The organism is Streptomyces sp. NPDC058662, assembly GCF_042716255.1.
In the GTDB taxonomy this organism is placed as follows: Bacteria; Actinomycetota; Actinomycetes; order Streptomycetales; family Streptomycetaceae; genus Streptomyces.
In genome coordinates this window covers 6020-11862 of record NZ_JBHXRU010000136.1, presented here as the reverse complement: position 1 = coordinate 11862, position 5843 = coordinate 6020, and the positions used below count along the sequence as shown (strand labels likewise).

Sequence of the window (5843 nt, the reverse complement as noted above, 5' to 3'; positions counted from 1 at the left end):
GGGCGGGGGGTTATTCGAGTGCGCCGTTGATGCGGGTGAGGTGGGCGCGGAAGGTGTAGGTGGGGTCGGTGCGGCGTTGTTCCTGGTAGTCGTGCCAGCGCAGTTGTTCGCGGAGGCTGATGCCGCCGAGTGCTTGGTTGGCCTGGTGTTGTTCGGCCTGGACGATGGTGCGGGCGGTGTCGAGGATGTCGTGGTGGGCGGCGGCGGGGATCAGGACGAGGCCGTCGGAGTCGGCGACGGCGATGTCGCCGTCGACGGCCTTGAACGCCTGCCCCGACCCCCCGCCCGCCGCCCCCGTACCCGCCCCACCCGTACCGGCCGCGCCCCTGGCGCCCGGACCCGTGTCGGTGGGGGCGGGGCGGGGGGTGGGTGAGGCGGGGCAGGGGCCGAGGCTGAAGACGGGCAGGCCGATGACGGCGAGGTCGTCGCTGTCGCGGTGGCAGCCCCACACCAGGATCCCGGCGATCTTGGCGAGGCGGGCCTCGATGGCGACGAGGTCGCCGACGCACGCCTCGTCGGTACGGCCCTGGTTGTCGATGAGCAGGACGTCGCCGGGCGCGGAGGCGTCGAGGGCGTCGAGGATGGAGGCGACACCGTGGGTGTGGGGCACCCTGCGCAGCGGCCCCGACAGGCGCATCCCGGCAGCCGCGGGCCGCAGCGGCAGGGGAGGCAGGGTCAGGGTGTGGCCCAGGCGCAGGCCCGCGTCCCACAGGGCGGCGGTCGGCCATACCCGGCCGGTGGTGTGGTTCCCGGTCATGGGGGTGTCCCTTCTCATCCGGCGGCCAGCCGGGTCAACGCGGTGGCCAGCGCGCCCAGGAATACCACGAGGAGCGTGGGCCACTTGCGCCAGACACCGAACGCGCCCACGGCCAGTCCCACCGCCCGCGCGTCCACCGTCAGGCCCTGCCCGTCGCCGAACACCTGGGTGGCGATCAGCGCGGCCAGCAGGGTGGGAGCCATCAACGCCACGACAGTACGCATCCGGTCGGGCAGCTCCTGGCCGCCCAGCAGCACCGGCCCCGCCGCTTTGAGGCCCATCGAGACGGCGCCCACCAAAAGGACCGCCAGCCAAACCCCGTTCATCGCTTCCTCAGCCCCAGCAGACAGGCGGCGGTCGCCGCGATCAACGGCACACCCGGCGACGCGAACGGCATCAGCACCAGGGCGATCGCCACACCCAACATCGCGCACACCAGCGAACGACGGTCACTGATCTGCCCCTTGAGGAGCGCCAGGAACAACACCGGCGACACCACATCGAGCCCGAACCGCAAGGGATCACCCAGGTACTGCGCACCCAGCACCCCCACCGCAGTCCCGCCCACCCACGCGCAGTACACCAACGTCCCCGCGCCCAGCAGCCGGCCGCGGGAGTAGCGGCCCCCGCCCAGATGGCCCACCGCCCACGACTCGTCGACGACCAGCTGCGCCGAAGCGAACCGTTTCAGCACACCCCCCGTCATCGCCGGCGCCACACTGATCCCGATCGGCAGGTAACGGGAGTTCAGCAGCACCGCCGCCACGATCGCGGCCGCGATCCCGCCACCGGTCCCCAGCACCGACGCGGCCGCGAACTGCGCGGACCCCGCGAACGTCGTCAACGACATCGCGATCGGCGCCACGATTCCCATGTCCGCGGCCCGCGCCACCACCCCGAAGGACACCGCGAACCCGAACACCGCGACGGCCAGCGGGACCGCCATGCGCAGTCCGAGCAACCACTCCTGACGAAATCCCGGCGGTGGGGAATATCCTTCAGTCGCGGGGACGGGAGCGGGTAATGCCTCTTGGGAATCCATTGGCCCTCCACCTCGGAACGGGAAGCGAGACCAATAGTACGGAGCCATGGTGATGTTTGCTAGTTACCTCGAAGATCCAGTGGCATGGGCCGAAGATTTGGTCAACACCTATAACATCGTGCGCGAAACGGAAAAAATGCCGGACGCGGCCGCCCTCGCGGACCTCCTCGTCACCCACGGCATCCGCCTCGACACGCTCCCCACCCCACGCGACCTCGAACACGCACGCGCCCTGCGCCCCGCCCTGCGCGAGGTCTTCGCCGCCCCCGACGAGACCACCGCCGTCACCCTCCTCAACGACATCCTGGCCGGTCACCGCAGCCAGCCCCACTACACCCGCCACGACGGGGGACCCTGGCACCTGCACATCGCCGACCCCGCCTCCCCACCCGTGGACCAGTACGCGGTCAACGCCGCCATGGGCCTGCTCGCCGTCGTCACCGCCACCGGAACGAGCCGCCTGCACATCTGCGTCGGACACCGCTGCGCCGAAGTATTCGTCGACGTCTCCCGAAATCAGTCCCGCCGATTCTGCAGCCCCCACATCTGCGGAAACCGCGCCAGCGCCGCCGCCCACCGGGCCCGCCTGAGAACCAGAAACCCGCACCAGGAAAACACTGGCTGAAAACAGCGGCCGAAACCCCACTCCCTCCCTTCCCCGCCCCCACCCCACCCCGGCTCCCATTTCGGGCGAACACCGCCAACCACGCCCCACCCCAAGGGAATACACCCGTCCCCGCCTCACGAGCAGCACGAGCGCGAGCGGGCACGAGCCCGCGCACACCGGGCGGGGGAGCGCGGCCGGGACTACCGGGCGCGCGAGCGCGCGGGCGCGGGTACGCGTACGGGGCGGGGTGCGACGGCGGCGCGCGGGAGCGGGAGTGGGAGCCGGAGTGGGCGTACGAAAGCGGGGGAGTACGAGGGCGAGCGCGGGCACGCAGCCAGGCACAGGCCCCGCGCCCTGGACCCCGGCCCCCAGCCCCGGGCAGCAGGCACGCAGCCAGGCACAGGCGCAGGCGCGCAGCCGTGCAGGCGCCACGCCGGGCCCCCGGCGGCCACAGGCACGCGGAGGCCAGGCACAGTCGCAGGCCCCCAGCCGTGCGGGTACGCGGCCGGGTGCGGGGATCAGGTCGCGCGGGTGCCGGGTCGGGCGCGACCCGGGGGGGCGTGCCCGCACCGCCGCCGCCCTGTCGGGGGGTGGTGCCCAGGGCGGTCTCGCACACGCCGTAGCGAGCACCCCCGTGGTTCGCCACGGCGTGTGCGAGACCGCCCTGGGCACGCGGTCAGGCGGCGCCGGGGGTGGCGGGGGCGCCGGCGTCGGAGTGCGCCGCCCGCAGGGCGGGGGAGCCGGCCACCTCGAAGCGGTCGATGCGGTCGGCGGGCACGATGCCGGGCAGCAGGAAGGTCCACAGGTCGCTCAGGCGGGTGTGGAGGTCCGCGCGGCCGGTACGCACGTGCGAGGTCACCTGGACGCCGGTGAACGAGCCGACGAGGAACGCCGACAGGTCGTACGCGTCCAGGCGCGCCAGCACATCGCCGTCGCGCTGGGCGGGCACCAGGCAGCCGTGGCAGGTGTCGATCCACGCGTTGTACGGGGCCGGGTCGGGGTCGGTGAAGGAACCGAACTCGACCACCAGGCGGATACCCGCCCTGATCCGCACGTTGTCGCGCAAACCCTCAGCCATCTGGTGGGAGAGGTCGATGACGGTCTGCAGACCGGGCTCCTCGACCCCCGAGAGGCCCTCGGCAATCCGGAACTGCTCGTCCATCAAGGTCCGGGCGAGAGCTTCCTTGGACGGGAAGTGGAAGTACAGGGCGCCCTTGGTGACACCGGCGTTGCGCACGACATCGCTCAGGCTCGTGCCCTCGAAACCGGACCGGTCGAAAGCGACCGCGGCCCCGTCGAGGATCGCCTGCCGGGTGACCTCGGCCCGTTCCTGCCTGACCCTCGCCACGTGCGGTCCCCCCGGTCGGTCGGTGCCCCCGGCGGTACGCGCAGAGCCCGGCGAAGCCGCCCCCACGGCGGCCCGTACGGGGGCCAATCTAGCCCGGCCCCCCGTAAAGAAACCAGTCACCCAGTACTTTTAAGCACACCAGCACCCCCCTTTGCCCCGACAACACCCCCTTTCCCCTCCCACACCCCCACCCCGCAGCACCCCCAGCACCCCCGCAACTCCCACCGCCGCGACAACTCCCCCCCCGGCATCCCTCACCACGACAGCAACTCCCGCTCCCACAACCCCACCCGCCCCGCCGGCCCGGACGCCTGGCATCGTGAGAGCCATGGGCGAAAACCTCGGCGAAAACCTCAGGGACGACCTCGACGGCAACCCCGGCGAAGCCCCCGGCGGCCTCCCCGGTCGGCAGCTGGCCCGCTTTCGCCTGGAGGTGCCGCAGGCGGACCTCGACGACCTCGCCGAGCGGCTGCGGCGCACCCGCTGGCCCGACGAACTGCCCGGCGTGGGATGGGCGTACGGGATGCCCCTGGCCCGGGTGCGGGAACTGGCCGACTACTGGAGCCGGGACTACGACTGGCGCAGCGCCGCGGCCCGGTTGAACACCTGGCCGCAGTACACCACCGTCATCGACGGGACCCGGGTGCACTTCGCGCACCTGCGCTCACCCGAACCCCACGCCACACCCCTGCTGATGACCCACGGCTGGCCCGGCTCGTTCGTGGAGTTCCAGCAGGTCGCCGGCCCCCTGAGCGACCCCCGCGCACACGGCGCCGACCCCGCCGACGCCTTCCACCTCGTCCTGCCCAGCATCCCCGGCTTCACCCTGTCGGGACCCACCACCGAGACGGGCTGGGAGTTCACCCGCGTCGCCCGCGCCTTCGCCACCCTCATGGAACGCCTGGACTACCCCTCCTACGGCGTCCAGGGCGGCGACTGGGGCGCGGCGATCTCCCGCGAACTGGGCCGGCGCCACCCCGGCGAGGTGCTCGGCGTCCACCTGAACCTGCTGCCCGGCGCCGGCGCCACCACCGAACCCACCGCCGCCGAACTGGCCGCCCTGAGCCCCGCCGAACGCGCCCGCACCCTCGCCTCCCGCGCCCGCCACCTCACCTGGACCCGCGAACGCCAGGGATACGCCGACATCCAGGCCACCCGCCCCCAGACCCTCGCCTACGCCCTCAACGACTCACCCGCCGGCCTCCTGGCCTGGATCGGCGAGAAGTTCACCGAGTGGAGCGACCCCGCCACCCCCGTCGACCGCGACCAACTCCTGACCAACGTCACCCTGTACTGGCTCACCGGTACCGCCGGATCCGCCGCCCGCCTCTACTACGAACGCGCCCACGCCGACTACCACGCGGCCCCGCCCCCCGCCTCCACCACCCCCACCGCGCTCGCCGACTTCCCCCACGACAACTTCATCCCGCTGCGGCACATCGCCGACCGCACCGACCGCATCACCCGCTGGACCTCCTACGACCGCGGCGGCCACTTCCCCGCCATGGAGGTCCCCGACCTCCTCGTCGACGACATCCGCGCCTTCTTCCGCACCCTGCGCCCCACCCCGCCCACCGCCCCCGGGCGATGACCCGACCACCACCCCCGCCGCCCACCACGCCCTGCGAGGACCACCCGATGAACGACGACCGCCGCACCCGACCCGCCCTGACCGGCGACGAGTACCAGACCCTCACCACCGTCCTGCAACGCCAGCGCGACACCCTCATGATGAAATGCGCGGGCCTGGACACCGAACAGCTACGGCGAAGGGCCGTCCCCACCTCCCGGCTGACGCTCCTGGGACTCGTCCGCCACCTCACCGAGGTCGAACACGGCTGGTTCCACGACACCCTGCGCGGCGAGGGCACCCGCCGCCGCCGCCCGTCCGGTGCGGACGGGCAGCCCAGCGCATTCCACGTCCAGGACGCCGACCCCGCCCACGACCTGGCCCGGTGGGAGGACGCCTGCGCCCGCTCCCGCGCCGCCGTCGCCGCGCCCGCCCGCACCCCCCCCCCCCGCCCCCCCCGCGCCCCCCCGGACAAACCGACCCAAAAACAAAACCCCCAAAAAAACGGAGAAACCCGCC

At 72.8% G+C, this 5843-nt stretch carries 7 protein-coding genes; 3 read left to right on the top strand and 4 right to left on the bottom strand.

Going from position 1 to position 5843, the window contains the following annotated elements:
• Window positions 1-10 precede the first annotated feature (10 nt).
• The 3 genes from ACFWUQ_RS29200 to ACFWUQ_RS29190 are packed head-to-tail and all read right to left on the bottom strand — an operon-like array spanning window position 11 to window position 1718.
• Window positions 11-757: an RraA family protein gene (locus tag ACFWUQ_RS29200; RefSeq protein ID WP_384543994.1), complete on the bottom strand. Its 747-nt coding sequence runs from the start codon at window positions 755-757 to the stop codon at window positions 11-13.
• Between the two features lie 14 nt (window positions 758-771).
• Window positions 772-1083 carry an AzlD domain-containing protein gene (locus tag ACFWUQ_RS29195; RefSeq protein WP_384543993.1) on the bottom strand — a complete coding sequence of 104 codons (312 nt, stop codon included), beginning with the start codon at window positions 1081-1083 and terminating at the stop codon, window positions 772-774.
• Window positions 1080-1718, bottom strand: a complete 639-nt coding sequence (locus ACFWUQ_RS29190; protein WP_384543991.1) for an AzlC family ABC transporter permease — start codon at window positions 1716-1718, stop codon at window positions 1080-1082. The genes ACFWUQ_RS29195 and ACFWUQ_RS29190 overlap by 4 nt, the downstream gene beginning before the upstream one ends.
• A gap of 127 nt (window positions 1719-1845) precedes the next feature.
• Here ACFWUQ_RS29190 and ACFWUQ_RS29185 point away from each other — a divergent pair, with 127 nt between their 5' ends.
• Window positions 1846-2424, top strand: coding sequence for a CGNR zinc finger domain-containing protein (locus ACFWUQ_RS29185; RefSeq protein WP_384543989.1), 579 nt, complete (start codon window positions 1846-1848; stop codon window positions 2422-2424).
• 658 nt (window positions 2425-3082) lie between these two features.
• Here the strand turns inward: ACFWUQ_RS29185 and ACFWUQ_RS29180 are convergent.
• On the bottom strand, window positions 3083-3754 hold the full coding sequence (locus ACFWUQ_RS29180) for a ScbR family autoregulator-binding transcription factor (protein ID WP_384543987.1): 672 nt from the start codon (window positions 3752-3754) through the stop codon (window positions 3083-3085).
• A 328-nt stretch (window positions 3755-4082) separates the two neighbouring features.
• Here ACFWUQ_RS29180 and ACFWUQ_RS29175 point away from each other — a divergent pair, with 328 nt between their 5' ends.
• A complete protein-coding gene (locus ACFWUQ_RS29175) occupies window positions 4083-5345 on the top strand; it encodes an epoxide hydrolase family protein (RefSeq protein WP_384543985.1) in 1263 nt (420 codons plus the stop codon).
• A 47-nt stretch (window positions 5346-5392) separates the two neighbouring features.
• A partial coding sequence (locus tag ACFWUQ_RS29170; protein ID WP_384543983.1) for a DUF664 domain-containing protein occupies window positions 5393-5843 on the top strand: 451 nt, incomplete at its 3' end.